The following is a 17,772-nucleotide window of genomic DNA, read 5'->3' on the forward strand; positions in this document are numbered from 1 at the left end:
AATTAATACCGAAACAGCCACCTTATCTCTGAAAAGGTGGCTGTTTGTTGATAGATTAAATAAAAAGGACAAACTCTCCAACGTGAGAAGTTTGTCCCAAAATAGATATTTCATATTCCACTACTTTGACACTAAAATCAAAAATCGTGAATTAGAATAATGAATTAATACTTGCTAAAACAGTAAGTACACCTACAATAATAACAAATACGTTACTCATTTTCCCTTTGTACTTAGCTAATACCGGTACTTTTTGAATCGCATACATCGGTAATAGACATAAGATAGCAGCAACTAATGGACCGCTTAGAGAATCAATAAGTCCAAGAATACTTGGATTTGTATAAGCAACAAACCAGCATGATAATACAACAAAAGTAAGGATTATTGTCTTAATTGTTTTTTCTTCAATATCTTTTCCACGTGATTTACCAAACTTAATAATCATGTCACGCATTACTTCAAATGCTCCGATATAATGGCCAAGGAATGACTTTGTAATAGCCACAAAAGCAATAATTGGAGCTGCAATCGTGATTACAGGCGAATTAAGCTCATTCGCAAGATATGAAAGAATTGATAAGTTTTGTTCTTTTGCCATTTTTATATCCTCTGGAGTCAAGCTCAATGCGCTACTCCAAACGAAGAACATAACAACAGCGAATGTCATGATATAACAAACCTTTTGTATTTGCGCACATTTCGCATCAGTGGCTTCGATTCCATACGTAGCTCTCTGTTTCACAACAAATGATGAAATCATAGGTGAATGATTAAATGAGAATACGATGATTGGTAGAATCATCAATATCGTCCCAAAATAGCCTGTTCCTGTTGAAGCAGTTGAAACAGCTGAAAAACTAAGCATTGACGTATTCCACTGTGGAATTAAAGATATTGCGATAAACAGTAGAGAAACGATGAAAGGATACACTAACATACTCATTACCTTTACAGTAATATCTTGACCAAAATTTAGTATAGCGATAAGACCAAGAACTAATACAAGTGATAAAATTGCTCTTGGAGGTTCTGGCATGTGCAATTGATGCACGATAAAACTACTTGCAGTGTTTGTAAGCGCAACCGAATACATTAGTACGATTGTATAAATTGAACCGAAATATACGATGTTAAAAATGATACTCGCTTTATTTCCAAAATACTCTCTAATTGTACCTGTGATCCCCTCATCAGCAGAATTAGAAGCATATATCATTTTAGCAAGCGCCCTATGTGAGTAGTACATAACTGGATATGCAAGCAATGTAATTAGCAGTAAAGATAATAAACCACCTGAACCTGCATTAATCGGTAAAAAGAGCACCCCTGCTCCAATTGCAGTTCCAAATAGACTGAGTGCCCATGTAGTATCCTGCTTATGCCACTTTTTCGGATCTGCATATTGCTCATTGTTTAGTGCGGTATTTTCAGCTTGAACTTCTATTTTCTTTGCAGTATTCCCGTTCATATAATAACTCCCCCTTGTATCTATTCCTGCATCTCTCTTTGCATCTAACAAATATTCCCTTTCCGGAAAATGAATTCCTTACAAGTTGCCCCACATTGTATGTCCTTCATCATAATGAATCCAAATTGAAACATTCGCTAATTAGCGTCCTAATATAATTGTTAGCGTTCACAAAAAAGTTTACTCGTAATATCCGCTCTTTATATAAAGACCCCTTAAGAGAACAATATAGAATAGACTTCATAAATACGTTGCAACATTTCTAATAACAGTGTATTACTTTCATGGTTTCTCTTTTTTACTTTTAACAGTAATTTTAGCTAAACCGGCCTCTCTTCATTTGCGAGGCATTTCTTTCTCAATTCTATACATTAACTTTCATAACTTCGGTAGCACTGATAATATTGCTTACACAAGCCACTGAAGCACATTACATTCATTTCGCCTCTAATCACACACCTTTCTTACTAATAATCGCATTTTTTATATTTTCTCCAGAGATAATAAAATTTCTCTCGACGCCCTCATTATAACGTGTATATTTATAAAATTAATATTTTTATATTTTCAGAAATATTAATTGGATATAATTTTACATAGATAACATTTTACAGTTCGCATGCAACCCTTGTTCCTATCGCTTAAAACTGAATGAATTAGCATAAAACACAGTCACATATTATTTATCCAAGTTACTTATTATAAAGATACTTATATTCTTCTTTGTCAAAAAAATTTATTTTAATTTAAAAAGATATTCTAATAAATAATTAATGTGGTTAAAAAGAAATATCTTTTTGAATATACCAACCAATTTTCAGGATATATATTATCGACATTGCATTCATATACATTTTTAGGAAGCTACCTTTTACTTGATGGCAATAAGAGGACCGCTAACATTTTACAAAAACCTACGCTAAACGCAAAAATACAATAAGCTGCCCATATCGGGCAGCTTATTTACATAACAATTGTTATCAGAGGTGTGCAAACAACTGAATGCAATGTAATCTTAATTCGAGTTTTTTCAACTCTTCTTCAGGAATATTTCTATATTTATAATGAATCGTTTTTATATCATTTCCTTAGAGATGATATTATTGATTATTGCACAATTCAACCTATTAAAAGCAAATCATGTAATCTTTAAAATCCTTCGTTAACTAGCTCTTTTATTGAGTTTAATTTTGAAGAAAGCTCGATAAACCATTCTTCGTCTCCTGTTAATAATGCAAGGTCTATCAGATAAAGGATTTGCTCCTTATTGATTACCTTTGATTCAGGAAGTTTGTTAACATGTTTACTAAAGAGTAAAATCGCTTCGTTTATTGTGTACTTGTCGTCACGTTTCACAATACTAACTGTAACTATATCTTCCGCTTCATCAAGTGATACAATGTAACCAACTATGAATTCGCCCTCATTTGATATTCCACGAACCCAATCTCCTACTTTTAAAACTTGATTATTATTTGACATCATACTTTTTCACCTTCTTATAAATATTTTTTGTGACGATAAAAACGAAATTAAACTGTAATATTTTCCATTACATTTCAATGGTAAGAACTTACGGCTCTATATAACAAGTAAGCCGCTTAACGTTCTTGATTGATAAGATCAACAACTTCTTTCATTGTGTAATTCTTTAAGTATTCACCTAGATGTTCTTCCGCACCTAAGAAAATAGTGAACAGCACTTTTCGCATGTTTGAACCTACAATACACTGATCATTTGATTCTGGGCACTTAGGCTGCAATGCACCTTCAGAGGTTATTTGATAAATATGCCAAAGATTAACTTCATCTAAATCTCGGGCGAAAATAAAACCGCCACCAGTCCCCTCTTTCGATTGTATAAACTTATGTTTTTTTAATAAACTTAGTACTTTGCGAATACGTACTGGGTGAACACCTGCACTTTCTGAAATCGCATTACTTGTTGACATCCGGTCTGGCTGTAAAGCTAAATAAGTTAAACTGTGTATGGCCAAAGTAAAGTCGCTGCTCATTGTTTTCCTCCTACGATCAAAAATATTGTTTCTCCTATATTAACATACTGTAGCCATAAATATTACAGATAGGTTAGTCAAACGTTAAAATATATAAGAACCACTCTTAGCATAAAGAAATAGATTCCATAACTCCCTTTAGCTTTTTAAGTTAAACATACATTTAAAGACTCCATTGTTTCTTCACTTGCTCTTCTGCCAACTGTTTAATTTTTGTCCATATCGTATCTTTGCTTACAATAACATTTGTTTGATAATTTCTATCGTTATAATTGACTGTAACACATACTTCTATCATTTCCTGCTTCCTCCTTTCAAACAAATTTCTTATCTATATTTAAGTCCTGAAAAGTCTTGGGTTTAGTTATAATCTCTAACCTATAACTTCATTTTTTTGATAATCATATTTAAAAATCCCACTGTTTTTTGACTTGTTCTTCTGCCAATTGTTTAATTTTTGTCCACACCGTATCTTTGCTTACAATAACATTTGTTTGATAGTTTCTATCTTTATAATTCACTGTAACGCATACTTCTATCACCTTCAGTTTCCTCCTTTCAAAAAATTTCTCTCTCATACCATTACTTATTAATTAGCCAACTTTTGCAGTTCAATATTTAAAAATGTTCGAACGCTACGTGGTAAAAATTTACGAATTTCTTCGTCATTAAAACCAATCTGTAATCTTTTCTCGTCCAGCATAATTGGGCGACGCAACATTAGCGGATGCTCAATTATTAATTTATAAAATTCATTCAGCGAAAGCTCATCTATATTTATATTTAAGTCTTGAAAAGTTTTGGATCTAGTTGAAATAATTTCAGTAGCACCCTCTTCAGTTAAACGAAGAATGGATTTAAGTTCATCCACTGTCATAGAATTGGATACGATATTTTTTTCAGTATAATCAATTTGATTCTCCTCCAGCCATGCTTTCGCTTTTCGGCATGAACCACAGCTTGCTGTTGTATATAAAACCACCATATTTCACTCACTCCTTTAATGTTCTTTATAAAATGTACACTTTAAATATCGTTTGTTGAAATGTATTAAAAAAAATTACAGTTTAGAATCAAATTCACGTAATGTTAGTTATTCGGCAATGTTTCGTTTATTTTTTACTACTCAGTTCTTTGCATGCTTCTTTTATAAAATAGTTGAAACTACATTTTACAGATGATGACAACTCACTTCTTAAATCTATACTGTAATTTTAAACCTTACAGTTCTATTAATCAAATGTTAAGTCTTGGATTAATTAATCATTTTTTGTGAATGTCCCCATAGTGTTATGCCGACCCATTCCAAATGCACTTCAAAGTACATTTTATTCATTTCTTACTTACATGTGTTAGTATGAACGATATTTCGCATAATAAAAAGTACGTACTTTAAAGTGTTATAGGTACTAAAAAGTAACATATAAACTTTCTAGTGCAGTTCTACATCGGTTATTATAAACGATATTTCGTACAATAAATAGTGCGCACTTTAAAGTGTTATAGGCACTAAAAAGAAATAATTTTATTATTAAAGCGTATGTAAGTCCAAAACTGTAATCTACATTCATCAAAGGGGTTTTTTATGAAGACATACAATATTCCTGTAGAAGCGACTTTAGAAGTTATTGGCGGAAAGTGGAAGGTTGTTATCCTTTGCCATTTAAAAAAAGGAACAAAAAGAACGAGTGAATTAAAACGTTTAATGCCTGGTATTACACAAAAAATGTTAACACAACAATTACGGGAACTAGAAGAAGATGGTGTAATCCAAAGGAAGGTATATGACCAAGTGCCACCGAAAGTAGAGTACTCTTTAACGGATTACGGTTCGTCTTTAGGAGCTATACTCGATTCCCTCTGTTCCTGGGGAGAAGTTCATCTTGAAAAAACCGGGAACACATCCATGCTGATTACAGCAGATGAATAATAGCTGTTCCTACTATATTGAAAACAGAAAATAGGTTGAGGCAATACGTGCCCCAACCTATTTTTTATACCTCTTTATAACTTTTTGCAGTAATAACTGTTTCGAATTCAAAGGTTTCCGGCAAATGATCGGCGTAAGAGTATTCAAAAGTGCGTCCATCCGTTAAGTAGGCCACCTGTTCCACTCTCATTAGGAAATCTTGATTTGTTAAGTTCATAAACTGCTTTTCTTTATCATCCGGGCGAATTCCTTTAACCCTAACAACGGATGTTCCCACTTGAAGACCTAGTTTATTTTGAATGTGGGAGTAGATTGATTCCTCTAAAACAGAAACATCAACACCTGGAATGACCGAAATCGGCATCCATGTATGCTCCATAATCGTTGGAATACTGTGAATGATGCGGAGGCGGATGATTTTATATACAAAATCCCCTACTGAAATACCCAATTTTTCAGCAATGACTTCATCGGCACCGACAACCGTAAACTCAATAATTTTACTTTCTACCTCACTGCCATAAACAGCTTTTGTACCTGTTAAAGTTTGAATCATTCGCGCCTTTTCTTGCTGACGCCAATCTTGAACGACCGTTCCACTTCCGCGCCGGCGAATGATGTAGCCGTCTCTAACTAACAGATCCAGCGCCTTTTTTATAGTAAGGACAGAAACATCAAATTCTTCAGCAAGGACGGGGCTACTTGGAATTTTTTCTTTAATCTTATATTCGCCGTCTAAAATTTGCTGTTTCATTTTTTGATAAATGCCGAGGTATTTTACTTGTGTGGATCCGCTTGCCATTTCCATACCTCCTCGTATATTAATATTTAAGCCCTATTACAGGCTTAGATTTTCTTCTTAATAAGAGCCCTATAAATAAAAATACTTGGACGTCCCAAGATATTTCTAGATAATGATTTTAGGATCATTTGGGACAATTCTTTCACCTCCTGTGGATTTACCACATTTGAAGAGTGTTTCTCAGTGAACGTGCGGGACTCCCTACTCGCAGGCTGAGCAGCCTGACCCTCGAACCTAGATGATAGTAGCTCTAGGGCGGCTTTCGATTCAGGACTAGCTCTCATACACGAGGTTGTTGGTCGGCGTACACACTAGAGATATCTCGAGACGTCCAAGAAATGATTCTAATATAGAAGGGAGGTCTCTTACATGAGATTATTTGTTGGTTTAGATGTAAGTTCGTTTGATATGAAAGTTTGCTTTTTAAATGGTGATGGAGAAAAACTGGATTCTTTTTCGGTCAGTAATGACCTACCGGGAGCTACTACACTCAAAGAAAAATTATTACAGTGTGTTGCAGGTAAAGAGGTCGACATCCTTAAGATTGGTCTAGAATCCACCTCTGTTTACAGCTTTCATCCTTCTATGTTTCTTCACCATGATATAGATTTACAGCGTTTTGGAGCAAAAGTATTTCTCCTAAACCCAAAGCAAGTCGCAAATTTTAAGAAAAGTTATTCTGACATGAATAAAACCGATGAGATTGATGCCTTTGTCATTGCTGATTACTTACGATTTGGCCGTAATCAAATGTCTATCGTAAAAGAAAGCCAGTACGTGGCACTGCAGCAATTAACTCGATCACGATACCAACTTGTCAAAATGTTAACGAAAGAAAAACAACACTTTCTTCAACACCTAAGTTTTAAATGTAATACATTTTCACAAGAGGTGGATACTTCCGTATTCGGTAGCGCCATGACAGAACTATTTCTTGAAAAATTCAGCTTAGAGGAACTCGCTAATATGCCTTTAGAAGAACTCGCTGAGTTCCTACAGAAAAAAAGTCGAAACCGTTTTGGTGATCCAAAATGCGTAGCAGCATCCATTCACAAAGCTGTGAAAGTTTCTTATCGCTTGGATAAGGTTGTAGAAGATTCAATAGATGTCATCTTAGGTACATCCATCGCAGTCATTCGTACGTTTCAACAGCAAATCAAGGAATTAGAAAAGTCTATTAAAAAAATCATGGCTGGTTTGACCCAAACACTTGAATCTATTCCTGGAGTAGGCCCTGTTTTCGCTGCCGGTATCATTGCTGAAATTGGCCAAATCGAAAGATTTGACGATGAAACAAAAATAGCCAAATACGCTGGATTATACTGGCGAAAGCACCAATCCGGTCGTTTTACAGCCGAAGATACTTCATTATCCCGTACAGGTAATCATTACTTGCGTTATTACTTAGTTGAAGCCGCCAATTCAGTAAGAAAGCATGTATCAGATTATCAAGAGTATTACGTGAAAAAATATAATGAAGTACCAAAACATCAACACAAACGTGCACTCGTTCTAACCGCAAGAAAATTTGTGCGATTGGTGGATGCGCTACTACGTAGCCACCAACTTTTTACGCCTGGAAGGTGTGTGAAAGAATGACATAAAATTTTGTCATCGCTACCTTTCATTATTTTCCAGTAAATTACATTCGTTACTGGTTTAGTTTTGTGATGCCTTTTTTAAACAAATTGACCTTTGACAACTTTAAACTTTGTTATTTCTAAGTTGACATACTACCGCAGGTCTTTATGCTGTATTCCCTCTTCTATTCATTTAAGTTTAAAGCCTCAAGTTTGTAAACGGAAGGTGATGGCGCAGCAAATCCGTTTTCTAAGATTTCAATATTCGTTACCGCTTCTTCGTCTTTCACAAGCTTTGGTGCACCATTTACAATTGTTTCATACGCTGCATCATAAAAACGACCGTAATCACCAAGTGGCGTTTTAATTTGTTTTTCAATCCAATCACCGTTTGCGTTGCGATATTTCGCAATTCCATAGTACATCGGTGAATCTTCACCAAATCCTGCACTCTCAGGCATAATACCCGCTTTCAAATCATTTTCCTGCTGATCTTCACCATATTTAATAAACGATCCATTTGTTCCATGAACGATAAAGCGCGGATAATCTTTCGCTACAACATGGTTCGTTTTCAGTTTAATTTTCAACTTATTTCCGTAATGTAGACCAACATCGAAATAATTATCAACCGCACCTTCCACTTCATTATTACGAATATCGTATGTCACCGTATCTGGACGGCCAAACAGTGAAATCATACGGTCCATCGTATGAATACCTAAACTGTAAAATGAACCTTCTTCTTTCGGACCTTCGTGAGTGATTGAACCAGGACGGAAATAATCAATATGTGATTCAACCTCAACAATATCACCAAGGAATCCTTGTTCCACAACTTGCTTCACCGCTAAGAAATCACCATCAAAACGGCGGTTTTGATAAGGCATAACTACTACACCTTTTTCTCGTCCTAAAGCTAATAATTCTTTCGCATGTTCCACTGTATCGCAAAATGGTTTTTCAACGATAACTGATTTTCCAGCAAGTATAACTTTTTTCGCTAATTCGTAATGCGTATGTGCTGGCGTACAGATTGTCACTACTTGGATTTCTTTATCATTCAACAATTCGTTCAAATCAGTAGTGAAACTAACACCTTTTTCCTTATATGGAGCCGCTAATTCTTCATTAATTTGGCGAGCAAAAATCGTTTTTACTTTTATATTTTTACGTATATTCACATACGGTAAGTGATAGCGGTTAGCTGATTTTCCAAATCCAATAAAGCCCATTGTTAATGTCATATTCTTCAACTTCCTTGCTCATAAATTTTTGATTCTATTTTTATTATATATTTTTATTGTTAAAAGTATATAGTTTTGTTTTTAAAATTATATACAAAAAGTCGAGATCGGAATCATTTTCTGATTCCGATCTCGACTTTAAGTTATAGACTTATGTCCTACCATCATTTTATTTACACTCGATGAGTAGTTACAGAGCTGCTTCATTACATGCTCTTATTCATACATATAAGAACGTGTCATCGGAATTGTATCGTTAATACCTTTTGTAAATACAAATTGATGTAAATCAATATTACCTGTAAAGAACGAAGCTGCACATGCATTTAAATATAAGCGCCACATACGAATGAATCGCTCATCTTTCGTTTTGCGAACTTCCTCCAGTACATTTTCAAAATTCCGAGCCCAATGTTGTAATGTTTTCCCGTAATGTCTACGTAAGCTTTCCACATCAACAATGTAAAATTGTTCGTTTGTCATGTTCGTGATTAATTCGTTAACAGCAGGAACATATCCGCCAGGGAATATATATTTTTCAATCCAACCATTCGTAGCACCACCATTGGCCGGAGAAGTAATACAATGAAGTAGCGAAATCCCACCATCATTTAGTAGTGCATTCACTGTCTCAAAGTATTGTGTAATGTTGTCTTTTCCTACATGTTCAATCATACCTACACTAACAATTTTATCAAATTTACGATTCTTAATATCACGGTAATCAAGTAAAGATACTTCAACTAAATCCGTAAGTCCCTCTTGTTTAATTCGTTCGGAAGTCTTAGCATATTGTTCCTCACTTAACGTTACTCCCATCGCTTTCACACCGTACTGCTTAGCGGCAGCTGTAATGAGCTCACCCCACCCGCAACCAATATCTAATAGCGTATCACCTTTTTGAAGGTTCAACTTTTTCAAAATATGATTCACTTTATTATGCTGAGCTGTCGTTAAAGAATCTTGCTCATTTTGGAAATACGCACAAGAATATGTCATTGTTTCATCAAGCCATAATTTATAGAAATCGTTCCCAATATCATAATGATGAGCAATATCATCTTTATTTTTTTGTTTTGAGAAATTCCATTTACTTTTGAAATATTGCAACTTACTATCACCTAAAAAGCTATCCTGCCTTTTATAAATAGATTGAATTGCTTTTTCAAGATTCCCTTCTATTTCAAGATCTCCATTCATATATGCTTCACCGAATGCGATAGAAGGATCCTTAGCAATCTCTTTTTTTGAAAGCGGCTTATGAAATGTTACATGGAATTGAGGTTCCCCTTCTCCATATTGTATTGTTTCTCCATTCCAAAGTGTAATTTGAACTGGATCTGAAAAAAGATTTTTAAGTATTTTTTTATAAAAAAGTTCTTCAACCATATAAACATCTCCTACTAAAGAAATTGAACAAAAAACTATACTAGTTAATAAGTCTTTTTGAACATAGCTTAAAACCGTTATGACTTCTTGCTACGAGTGTCATTATAAAACGGTTATATTATGAAGCATAGTACGTACTTTAAAGTGATGAAGGCACTTTTAAGTACCTATGAAAACTTTAATCCATTATTCATCACGGCTAAAACAACTGCTATTCTGGTATAGATCCCTACTTTTCACCGTAGTAACTTTCTAAAGTTTTATACTGAAAAAACACCACCTCATCAATAGGTGGCGTTTCAATATTACATATATAGATTTCACTTAACTTTACTATTTTTTCTATCTATGCATCGTTCTCCCCATACGGTCAATTGATTTAATACATTTTGCAAAGACCACCCATAATCAGTTAAGGAGTATTCTACTCGGGGTGGAATTTCTTTATAGATTTCACGTGTAATCACACCATCATCTTCTAGCTCACGTAATTGTTGCGTCAACATTCTAACAGAAATTTCAGGAATTAGACGCTGCAACTCGCTCGTTCGCTTCGTTCCTTTCGTTAAGTGACATAAAATGACGACTTTCCACTTTCCCCCGATAATTTCTAAAGTTGCTTCTATCGGTATATTGTATTGTTTCACGCGATCTCCCTCCTTTTTTCTAAATTTCTTCTCTATTGTTACGTAAAAATAAATAATTTTCTATACGGCACATTTTAGTTCCTACAGCACAAAAAAGTACCTATATTACCAAAAAGTAATTATGCCGTTTAAAAATATTCCTATATACAAAAAGAAAAACGAACGTATTCTCGTTCGTTTTTTTCTTGTTTATTCTGCTGTAATGAGCATAGACGTGTTGCCATTCTTTTCAAGATGATGTTCTCCCCAGTTACAAAGAGAATCGAGTATAGCATCTAAAGAATGACCGTATTCCGTTAACGAATACTCTACTTTTGGCGGCACTTGGTTATACACTTTTCTCTCGATTACACCATCTTCTTCTAATTCACGTAATTGTTGCGTTAACATCTTTTGTGTAATACCAGACATTAATTGTTTTAATTCGCACGTTCTCTTTTTATCTTTCTTTAAATGACAAAGGATCACTACTTTCCACTTCCCACCGATAACCTGTAAAGTCGCCTCTACAGGAATATTGTATGTTTTCATATAAAAATCTCCTTTAATAATGTGATAAGGCAAGTAAGCTAAAGATTTAAATATTACTTTTAAGTATCTATAGCACCTTAAAGTACGTACTTTTTATCCTATTAAACATGTTTCATAATAGCATACGTAAACAGCAGATGAGTAGTACGGCACTAAAAAGTACCTGTATTACTTTTTAGTATCTATATCACTTTAAAGTACGTACTTTTCATTATGTAAAATACATTTCATAATAGCATTTGTAAGAGTTGAGTGAGTCATGCAGTATTAGAAATTACATTCTTGTCCCGGTACTTTAAAGTGAGTATTTTTATCATACATTTTGTCCGACGATGAAATGACATATTTTCATTTTCACATCCATTCACAATGATGAATTAATTTTCAAATACATTTTAGGAGGATATTAATAATGAGTAAATTACTAAAAGAAAAAATTGGTTTTGGTACAGCACCACTAGGAAATATGTACCGTAATATTCCAGAAGAAGAAGCAATCGCTACAGTGGATGCTGCTTGGGATAATGGCGTTCGTTACTTTGATACAGCTCCACTTTATGGATCTGGCTTAGCGGAGATTCGCCTTGGCGAAGCACTATCAAAAAGAAATCGTGATGATTATTTTTTAAGCACAAAAGTCGGTCGAACGATTTCAGATGAACTAGAAGATCCATCTGCACGTGATTTAGGTGAAAAAGGCGGACTTTTCGAATTTGGCCGCAAAAATAAAATGATCAATGACTATAGTGCAGATGCAACACTTCGTTCTATTGAGCAAAGTTTAAAACGTTTAAAAACAGATCGTCTAGACTTTGTTTTCATTCATGATTTAGCTCAAGACTTTTATGGTGATGAGTGGATTTCACAATTTGAAACAGCTCGAACAGGAGCATTCCGTGCACTAACACGTTTACGTGAAGAAGGCGTTATTAAAGGCTGGGGACTTGGAGTAAACAAAGTAGAATCAATTGAACTGATGCTTGATTTAGAAGAAGCGCAGCCAAATATATCCTTACTAGCTGGTCGTTATTCATTACTAGACCACGAGCGTGCATTGCAACGAGTAATGCCTGCAGCTGTTAAGCATAATATGGATATTGTTGTTGGTGGCCCATATAGCTCAGGTATTCTTGCTGGGGGTGCTCACTTCGAATATCAAAAAGCATCACCAGAAATCATTGCAAAAGTTGAGAAAATCAAAGCTCTTGCAGATCGTCACGAAATCAGTATCAAAGCTGCTGCATTACAATTTTCACTAGCGAATCCAGCAGTTGCTGCCGTTGTTCCTGGTGCAAGTAAACCGGAACGAATTGTAGAAGACCAAAACGCCTTAAATACAGTAATTCCAGCAGCATTCTGGGAAGAAATGCGCGAACAAAAACTAGTAGCACCTAATGCACCACTACCAATCAACGTAAAATAAATTGAAACCTTAATCAGTGGGGCAATCCCCACTGATTATTTACCCGCAAATACCGGGATGAAAAGGAGCGTAATGAACATGGCACATACTACTACATCTATGGAAATTTTCGGTTCACCTGAACAAGTATGGCAATTAATCGGAGGTTTCAACTCCCTTCCAGACTGGTTACCTTATATACCTAACAGTAAATTAACGGAAGGCGGTCGTGTACGTCACCTAGCTAATCCAGATGGTGACACGATTATAGAACGATTAGAAGTATTCAATGAGAAAGAACGATACTACACGTATTCAATCATGAATGCACCATTCCCAGTCACTAATTATTTATCTACAATCCAGGTGAAAGAAGGTACTGAAAGTAACACATCGGTAGTAGAGTGGTCTGGTACGTTCACTCCTGTTGAAGTTAGTGATGAAGAGGCAATAAACCTTTTTCATAGTATTTACAGTGATGGACTGAAAGCATTGCAACAAGCATTTCTAGATTGAGCTATTAAAAACAATGAAAAGCAAAGCGATATCGCTTTGCTTTTTTATAAAATCCCTTTTAACTTTTCACCAATTAACTTCGCTACATACTCATAGCCTTCTGGTCCAAAGTGTAGCCCATCTCTTTCATCATTTTCTACAAACCTTTTATAATTCCGTTCTTGAATCATTTCAGCATACAAATTTAGAAAATAGCTTCCTGTTTCTTTCGCCACTTCCTCTACCACGTCTGCATACTGACCGAGTACTTCATTTGTTCTATTATGCTGTCTTTCTTCATCAACTGGGGCAGGACTAATAAGCAGTATTTTACCTGAAGAAATATGGTTCACAATCTTCTCTAAATTTTCTTTGTATGCTTGTAATAACCCTTGCGAAAAAGAGACTGCATCATTCGTGCCAAGAAAAACTGTTACGAAATCTGGTTTATGTGATAATACATCTTCTTTAATCCTTTTTAACGCATCAAACGTATTATCACCTGGAACACCTGCATTCACTACGTTCCAATTCGGAAATATCTCTCGCAAACGTGGTGTTAACCTCGGCGTTCCATTGAAAAACATTTCATCAGCTGTAATACTATCCCCAAAGCATACTAACGTTTTCATAAAACTAACTCTCCTTTTACGTATGAAACAACTTTCCTTCTACCGCCTTAATATATCTTTCAGCAGAACGTTCCACTGCCTCATTTGCATGTTCTTTTACTACTCGATGAAAAGCGTTGTATAACCGATTAAACTGTAACGGCTTCACTCGATTCACCATTTCTTCCACTTTTCTCGCTGGTAATGGAATTAAGTTTGGATAGCTGTACATAAAGCTTACCCATCGTTCATCCGCTACAACTTGAATAATATCACCTGTTAACAAAATTCCTTTCCCATCATTACCTTCTTCCCAATGTAAGACAGATCCACCTTTAAAATGACCACCTAAACGATGAATAACCAATCCATCCGCTAATTGTAAAGACTCACCAGACCAATAAATAATACGACTACTCGGGCGCATCACCCACTCTTTATCATCTTCGTGTATATAAATTGGTACATCAAATGTCTCTGCCCATTCTACTTGTGTTGAATAATAATGAGGATGAGACAAGGCAATTGCATCTAGTCCACCAAGCTCTTTTATTTTCGCAATTGTCGTTTCATCTAAATAAGTAATACAGTCCCATAGTAAACGATATGATTCTGTTTTCACTACATATGCCGTTTGACCAATCGCAAATCCTGGTTTTGTTGTAATACTAAAAAGCCCATTTTCCTCTTCGATTATTTCATTTTTATATGTATCACTTGTTTGTAAGCTTTCTAGCGTCGTCCAAGACTGCCCTTTCGGATTCACATATTGTCTCTCTTCATCACAAATATGACAACTCACTGGTTCTTCTACACCCGCTGCATACTGCACGCCACACGTTGTACAAACGAAATTTTTCATCATAATTTCCCCTATCCCTCTATTTTTATTAAGCTGATTTTTGTTGATAATGATCTGCTTTTTTATTTTCAATTAATAAACTGATAAAAGTAAGTAAATAAACACCTGTAACAGATAATGGAATGACAGTAAATCCTTTTTCTGCAAAAAGAATCCCGCAAACTGACGTTACGAATACAGTCCCTACGGATAATAAACCATAACTTTTGCTTTCATAAATCCATACGTACGGGATAAAATGAACACCTATTAACATCGCTACTACAAAAGGTAACCATTCTGGAAATTGAAAATAGGCAAGTAATACAAGCGGAATATTCAATACATTTATCCCACCAATTAATCCTGCCAAAACCCCTAACGGGTTTCCTTTCGCAAACATATCAATTTTCAATATAGCAGCTATCATTAATCCAAAAGGAAACACACATCCCATACCGATTAAATATACCCACACCACTTGTTTTTCAGAAAGAACAAAGCCCATTATACTCATAACTATCCAAAATAAAACACCAGCTAATATAATCGGTAATCCTCGCTTCGTTTTGATTGCTAAATCCTTTTTCGCTTCTGAAACATTCATTTCACGATCCCCCCAAAAATATTTGTACTATAAAGTCACCTCAACCTCGTCCATCCAATAACGCCAAGCTACTAAATAATCTTCTAAATCTTTCGGGTGACGTCTTAAACACGTATCTATACGCAAATATAATCCTATAACTATTTCTTCATATAAATCACGTTCTTTTTTATGAAATACACATTGTTTCATCGCATAATCAATCGTTTCTTTCGTTACATCTTCCGGGGTTGAACAGAACGCATAAATTAAATCGTATATAGGATCTCCTAACACTGGTAGGGGATCAATTACACCATGCAACTCATTTCCTTGAAATATAAAATTATGAAATCCAAGATCACCATGCAGTAAAAATGGATGATTTATTCCAGTCCCTCTATTTGGGCTATTTGCTAACTTAAGAACTGTTCTATACTCTTCCTCACTTATGTAACGTCTTACATTTTCATAAGCTTCCATCACATTTTTCGTTAAAAATGCACTCCAAGATTGAACCGGACTTTCTTTCCATCCCCAGCCATCTATACGTGAAACTATTTCATACTTATTAATAACTTCTTTTACAAGGGTACTAAGCGTAATTCTTTTTTGTCCTCGTCCGCACGAAGTACTACCTTCAAGGAAAGAATACACAATATATGTATGTAAAGGTTCCTTATACAAAAGATTTGCAAACAAAGTATTCCTTTCATAAAAAGAAAGAAAAATAGCTTCTTCACGTATTACTTCCGCTTCATTAAGTTTTACAACGTATTTTTCATCCAACAAATATACAGTACTTGTCGTTCCCCCGTTCAGCACTTTTACGCTAGTTGGATAATGTGAAATCACTTTCTCCTTAACTAGTTGTGCAGCGATTGTTGAAATGTCCATTCCCTCACCCTTTAATCCCGAAGATTTCTTCAATTCAAAAGACAACTTTACTATTATTTGACAAACAAATAGTAAATACCTTCCAAAATCATAATATAACAAAAATTCATTCACTTTTACATTTCAAAAATAAGGAAATACTAACAATAACGTTACATACATATAGGAGGACAATATGAAACCTGAATTTTTAAAAGCTGTACATGATGCCATCGGAAATGTCGAACACATTCATATAGAGGAAAGCGGTGCTGACAGCTTACTCATCCATCATGATGATGCACAGCAGTTACAACAAGTCGCTAAAACGTTAGAAAATAACAATTTCCGCTCTGCTTTAAGAACAACTGGAGATGCTTCGTATATTGAAGTATTGAACAGATAGTGAAAGTCCGGATGTATGCCGGGCTTTCTTTTTTATAGTAAAACTTCAAACTCTTTCACATACACAGCTGTACCAGCAATATCTATTTGTAACTTCTCATTTTCTACATCTTTCGTTACATATACCGTTACACGACCATCTTTATGTATTTCTTGCCCTTGTTCAACGATTAACTCCATTTCATGGTCAAAATCTTTCTCCACATACGTCGCATAATATGCTCCCATTACACCTGAAGCTGTTCCTGTCACAGGATCTTCAATCGTTCCAGCATAAGCTGATGAGAAATGACGCCCATGCATATGTACCTTTTCGTCATAAGTTTCTAGACAAATTGGGTGAATAGAAGCGTTAGGTATTTCTTTTAATACCGATGGAAACACCTCATTGTTAGGTTTCATTCTCTCACATACATCTAGATTTTTAACCGGTACAATTACGGTCCAGTTCCCCGTACTTCCATATACAATCGGTAAACTTACATCTAAATCATTTACTTCTAAACCGATACTATGAGCTAATTCTTCTTTTGAACCTGTAAATTCTTTAAACTGAGGTGCTGCCTGCCTCATTTTAATAAAGGTTTCTCCATTTTCATTTACACCTATTTGTATCGGTAAAATCCCGGCCTTCGTTTCAATCGTAAGGCTTGCTTTCTCTTCTAATAAACCTCTTTCACGCAAGGCAAATATTGTCCCAACTGTCCCATGACCACATAAATCCATTTCAAAACCAGGTGTAAAGTAGCGCATTCTTATATCTCCTACTTCTGAGGAAAGAACAAAAGTTGTTTCGTTAAATCCAACTTTTTCAGCAATACGCTGCATTTCCTCTTCTGTTAATCCATCTGCATCTAATACAATACCTGCTGGATTACCCATATTCGGTTTATTCGTAAATGCGTCATAATGAAATACGTTTATAGTCTTCATTTTCTTTTCTC

The 17,772-nt window shown here is 35.0% G+C and carries 21 protein-coding genes; 5 read left to right on the forward strand and 16 right to left on the reverse strand.

All coding sequences use genetic code 11. The features are described 5' to 3' along the window. Window positions 1-151: 151 nt before the first annotated feature. The 6 genes from PSR14_RS17355 to spxA all read right to left on the reverse strand — a co-directional run bounded on the left by PSR14_RS17355 (window position 152) and on the right by spxA (window position 4,471). A complete protein-coding gene (locus PSR14_RS17355; protein WP_098487336.1) occupies window positions 152-1,471 on the reverse strand; it encodes an aromatic amino acid transport family protein in 1,320 nt (439 codons plus the stop codon). A 1,149-nt stretch (window positions 1,472-2,620) separates the two neighbouring features. Next, on the reverse strand, window positions 2,621-2,956 hold the full coding sequence (locus tag PSR14_RS17360; protein WP_000987468.1) for an IDEAL domain-containing protein: 336 nt from the start codon (window positions 2,954-2,956) through the stop codon (window positions 2,621-2,623). Between the two features lie 116 nt (window positions 2,957-3,072). Further along, on the reverse strand, window positions 3,073-3,486 hold the full coding sequence (gene saiR / locus PSR14_RS17365) for an Rrf2-family transcriptional regulator SaiR (RefSeq protein ID WP_000093217.1): 414 nt from the start codon (window positions 3,484-3,486) through the stop codon (window positions 3,073-3,075). A gap of 163 nt (window positions 3,487-3,649) precedes the next feature. Then, on the reverse strand, window positions 3,650-3,784 hold the full coding sequence (locus PSR14_RS17370; protein ID WP_000573531.1) for a BA3454 family stress response protein: 135 nt from the start codon (window positions 3,782-3,784) through the stop codon (window positions 3,650-3,652). A gap of 109 nt (window positions 3,785-3,893) precedes the next feature. Next, a complete protein-coding gene (locus tag PSR14_RS17375) occupies window positions 3,894-4,028 on the reverse strand; it encodes a BA3454 family stress response protein (RefSeq protein ID WP_000573519.1) in 135 nt (44 codons plus the stop codon). A gap of 47 nt (window positions 4,029-4,075) precedes the next feature. After that, window positions 4,076-4,471: a transcriptional regulator SpxA gene (spxA, locus tag PSR14_RS17380; RefSeq protein ID WP_000261180.1), complete on the reverse strand. Its 396-nt coding sequence runs from the start codon at window positions 4,469-4,471 to the stop codon at window positions 4,076-4,078. A gap of 600 nt (window positions 4,472-5,071) precedes the next feature. On the opposite strand from spxA, the gene PSR14_RS17385 reads away from it, so the two are divergent. Next, entirely contained in the window at window positions 5,072-5,416 is a 345-nt protein-coding gene (locus PSR14_RS17385) for a helix-turn-helix domain-containing protein (protein WP_000860831.1), read from the forward strand. Window positions 5,417-5,480: 64 nt separating this feature from the next. Here the strand turns inward: PSR14_RS17385 and PSR14_RS17390 are convergent, their stop codons facing one another. After that, complete coding sequence (locus PSR14_RS17390) at window positions 5,481-6,218, reverse strand: GntR family transcriptional regulator (RefSeq protein WP_098487338.1); 738 nt, start codon at window positions 6,216-6,218, stop codon at window positions 5,481-5,483. Between the two features lie 369 nt (window positions 6,219-6,587). Here PSR14_RS17390 and PSR14_RS17395 point away from each other — a divergent pair, with 369 nt between their 5' ends. After that, window positions 6,588-7,817, forward strand: coding sequence for an IS110 family transposase (locus tag PSR14_RS17395; protein ID WP_098487274.1), 1,230 nt, complete (start codon window positions 6,588-6,590; stop codon window positions 7,815-7,817). A gap of 166 nt (window positions 7,818-7,983) precedes the next feature. Here the strand turns inward: PSR14_RS17395 and PSR14_RS17400 are convergent, their stop codons facing one another. From PSR14_RS17400 to PSR14_RS17415, 4 genes are all read right to left on the reverse strand, one after another. Then, entirely contained in the window at window positions 7,984-9,045 is a 1,062-nt protein-coding gene (locus PSR14_RS17400; RefSeq protein WP_000176610.1) for an oxidoreductase, read from the reverse strand. A 216-nt stretch (window positions 9,046-9,261) separates the two neighbouring features. Next, a complete protein-coding gene (locus PSR14_RS17405; RefSeq protein WP_000229046.1) occupies window positions 9,262-10,434 on the reverse strand; it encodes a cyclopropane-fatty-acyl-phospholipid synthase in 1,173 nt (390 codons plus the stop codon). Between the two features lie 320 nt (window positions 10,435-10,754). Then, on the reverse strand, window positions 10,755-11,081 hold the full coding sequence (locus PSR14_RS17410; RefSeq protein WP_000816333.1) for a helix-turn-helix domain-containing protein: 327 nt from the start codon (window positions 11,079-11,081) through the stop codon (window positions 10,755-10,757). Between the two features lie 189 nt (window positions 11,082-11,270). Then, on the reverse strand, window positions 11,271-11,612 hold the full coding sequence (locus PSR14_RS17415; protein ID WP_000860838.1) for a helix-turn-helix domain-containing protein: 342 nt from the start codon (window positions 11,610-11,612) through the stop codon (window positions 11,271-11,273). Between the two features lie 412 nt (window positions 11,613-12,024). Here PSR14_RS17415 and PSR14_RS17420 point away from each other — a divergent pair, with 412 nt between their 5' ends. After that, complete coding sequence (locus PSR14_RS17420) at window positions 12,025-13,035, forward strand: aldo/keto reductase (RefSeq protein ID WP_000040518.1); 1,011 nt, start codon at window positions 12,025-12,027, stop codon at window positions 13,033-13,035. Between the two features lie 78 nt (window positions 13,036-13,113). Beyond that, on the forward strand, window positions 13,114-13,530 hold the full coding sequence (locus PSR14_RS17425) for an SRPBCC family protein (protein ID WP_000951517.1): 417 nt from the start codon (window positions 13,114-13,116) through the stop codon (window positions 13,528-13,530). Window positions 13,531-13,574: 44 nt separating this feature from the next. Here the strand turns inward: PSR14_RS17425 and PSR14_RS17430 are convergent, their stop codons facing one another. The 4 genes from PSR14_RS17430 to PSR14_RS17445 are packed head-to-tail and all read right to left on the reverse strand — an operon-like array spanning window position 13,575 to window position 16,444. Next, the gene (locus PSR14_RS17430; protein ID WP_073541260.1) at window positions 13,575-14,141 is read right to left on the reverse strand and encodes an SGNH/GDSL hydrolase family protein; all 567 of its coding nucleotides are present in this window, start codon (window positions 14,139-14,141) and stop codon (window positions 13,575-13,577) included. A 16-nt stretch (window positions 14,142-14,157) separates the two neighbouring features. After that, window positions 14,158-14,985, reverse strand: coding sequence for an MBL fold metallo-hydrolase (locus PSR14_RS17435; RefSeq protein WP_001992904.1), 828 nt, complete (start codon window positions 14,983-14,985; stop codon window positions 14,158-14,160). Window positions 14,986-15,010: 25 nt separating this feature from the next. Next, window positions 15,011-15,568 carry a DUF7010 family protein gene (locus tag PSR14_RS17440; protein WP_001102937.1) on the reverse strand — a complete coding sequence of 186 codons (558 nt, stop codon included), beginning with the start codon at window positions 15,566-15,568 and terminating at the stop codon, window positions 15,011-15,013. A 27-nt stretch (window positions 15,569-15,595) separates the two neighbouring features. Further along, a complete protein-coding gene (locus PSR14_RS17445; protein WP_076868579.1) occupies window positions 15,596-16,444 on the reverse strand; it encodes an aminoglycoside phosphotransferase in 849 nt (282 codons plus the stop codon). Window positions 16,445-16,619: 175 nt separating this feature from the next. On the opposite strand from PSR14_RS17445, the gene PSR14_RS17450 reads away from it, so the two are divergent. Further along, on the forward strand, window positions 16,620-16,829 hold the full coding sequence (locus PSR14_RS17450; RefSeq protein ID WP_000801653.1) for a hypothetical protein: 210 nt from the start codon (window positions 16,620-16,622) through the stop codon (window positions 16,827-16,829). A gap of 32 nt (window positions 16,830-16,861) precedes the next feature. Here the strand turns inward: PSR14_RS17450 and PSR14_RS17455 are convergent, their stop codons facing one another. After that, entirely contained in the window at window positions 16,862-17,761 is a 900-nt protein-coding gene (locus PSR14_RS17455) for a PhzF family phenazine biosynthesis protein (protein ID WP_000849350.1), read from the reverse strand. Window positions 17,762-17,772 lie beyond the last annotated feature (11 nt).

The organism is Bacillus sp. A01H (assembly GCF_045277205.1).
GTDB classification, from domain to species: Bacteria; Bacillota; Bacilli; order Bacillales; family Bacillaceae_G; genus Bacillus_A; species Bacillus_A paranthracis.

Bases quoted from the DNA above. Each gene is read 5' to 3' on its own strand.
- PSR14_RS17360 (WP_000987468.1), bottom strand. From the start codon at position 2,956: ATGATGTCAAATAATAATCAAGTTTTAAAAGTAGGAGATTGGGTTCGT.
- PSR14_RS17400 (WP_000176610.1), bottom strand. From the start codon at position 9,045: ATGACATTAACAATGGGCTTTATTGGATTTGGAAAATCAGCTAACCGC.
- PSR14_RS17450 (WP_000801653.1), top strand. From the start codon at position 16,620: ATGAAACCTGAATTTTTAAAAGCTGTACATGATGCCATCGGAAATGTC.
- PSR14_RS17370 (WP_000573531.1), bottom strand. From the start codon at position 3,784: ATGATAGAAGTATGTGTTACAGTCAATTATAACGATAGAAATTATCAA.
- PSR14_RS17415 (WP_000860838.1), bottom strand. From the start codon at position 11,612: ATGAAAACATACAATATTCCTGTAGAGGCGACTTTACAGGTTATCGGT.
- spxA (WP_000261180.1), bottom strand. From the start codon at position 4,471: ATGGTGGTTTTATATACAACAGCAAGCTGTGGTTCATGCCGAAAAGCG.
- PSR14_RS17455 (WP_000849350.1), bottom strand. From the start codon at position 17,761: ATGAAGACTATAAACGTATTTCATTATGACGCATTTACGAATAAACCG.
- PSR14_RS17430 (WP_073541260.1), bottom strand. From the start codon at position 14,141: ATGAAAACGTTAGTATGCTTTGGGGATAGTATTACAGCTGATGAAATG.
- PSR14_RS17420 (WP_000040518.1), top strand. From the start codon at position 12,025: ATGAGTAAATTACTAAAAGAAAAAATTGGTTTTGGTACAGCACCACTA.
- PSR14_RS17405 (WP_000229046.1), bottom strand. From the start codon at position 10,434: ATGGTTGAAGAACTTTTTTATAAAAAAATACTTAAAAATCTTTTTTCA.
- PSR14_RS17355 (WP_098487336.1), bottom strand. From the start codon at position 1,471: ATGAACGGGAATACTGCAAAGAAAATAGAAGTTCAAGCTGAAAATACC.
- saiR (WP_000093217.1), bottom strand. From the start codon at position 3,486: ATGAGCAGCGACTTTACTTTGGCCATACACAGTTTAACTTATTTAGCT.
- PSR14_RS17435 (WP_001992904.1), bottom strand. From the start codon at position 14,985: ATGATGAAAAATTTCGTTTGTACAACGTGTGGCGTGCAGTATGCAGCG.
- PSR14_RS17440 (WP_001102937.1), bottom strand. From the start codon at position 15,568: ATGAATGTTTCAGAAGCGAAAAAGGATTTAGCAATCAAAACGAAGCGA.
- PSR14_RS17395 (WP_098487274.1), top strand. From the start codon at position 6,588: ATGAGATTATTTGTTGGTTTAGATGTAAGTTCGTTTGATATGAAAGTT.
- PSR14_RS17385 (WP_000860831.1), top strand. From the start codon at position 5,072: ATGAAGACATACAATATTCCTGTAGAAGCGACTTTAGAAGTTATTGGC.
- PSR14_RS17425 (WP_000951517.1), top strand. From the start codon at position 13,114: ATGGCACATACTACTACATCTATGGAAATTTTCGGTTCACCTGAACAA.
- PSR14_RS17390 (WP_098487338.1), bottom strand. From the start codon at position 6,218: ATGGCAAGCGGATCCACACAAGTAAAATACCTCGGCATTTATCAAAAA.
- PSR14_RS17445 (WP_076868579.1), bottom strand. From the start codon at position 16,444: ATGGACATTTCAACAATCGCTGCACAACTAGTTAAGGAGAAAGTGATT.